Below are 829 nucleotides of genomic sequence, written 5' to 3' on the forward strand. Positions count from 1 at the left end.
GGCTGTTTCTTTTAAGAAATCAGTGTTTGGCAACAAACCGATTTGTACGAAGATACCTGCTAGTTCAACAGTGTGTTCAACATCAGTTGCACGGTCTTTGTATTTCAGTGCAGTCACTTGTTTGCCATCACCAACCACTTCTGTAGATAAAGCATTCTTAATTACAGTGGTGTTCGGTAAGCTGTTTAACTTGTCTTGAAGGACTTGGTCAGCACGAAGCTTAGTATCAAACTCAACAAGTGTTACATGCTCAACAATACCTGCAAGGTCAATGGCTGCTTCTACACCTGAGTTACCGCCACCGATGACTGCAACACGTTTACCTTTGAACAATGGACCATCACAGTGTGGGCAGTACGCTACACCGCGTGTACGGTATTCAGCTTCACCCGGTACATTCATTTCTCTCCAACGTGCACCTGTAGATAGGATGACAGTTTTCGATTCAAGTTTTGCACCGTTTTCTAAAGTCACTTCAACCAAACCATTTGCCGTTTGTTCAGCACCTTTGATGTCAGCTACACGTTGCAGATTCATGATATCTACGCCGTATTCACGAACGTGCGCTTCCATTTCAGCTGCAAACTTAGGACCTTGGGTCTTTTGAATAGACGTGAAGTTTTCGATGTCCATTGTATCCATCACCTGACCGCCCATGCGCTCAGCAACGATACCTGTTTTAATGCCTTTACGTGCAGCATAGATTGCAGAAGTATTACCTGCAGGGCCACCGCCAATCACAAGAACATCAAATGCGTCTTTTTCATTGATTTTCGCTGCTTCTTTCGCATCAGAATCAGTGTCTAATTTGGCAATGATTTCTTCCAAG

Annotated in this window: 1 protein-coding gene; it reads right to left on the reverse strand. The window is 43.9% G+C overall.

The features are described from left to right. The coding region (locus EXE29_RS17315) for an FAD-dependent oxidoreductase (protein ID WP_165382517.1) at positions 1 to 829 on the reverse strand (829 nt) is incomplete at both ends.

This window comes from Acinetobacter sp. WCHAc060006 (genome assembly GCF_004209135.1).
GTDB lineage: Bacteria > Pseudomonadota > Gammaproteobacteria > Pseudomonadales > Moraxellaceae > Acinetobacter > Acinetobacter cumulans.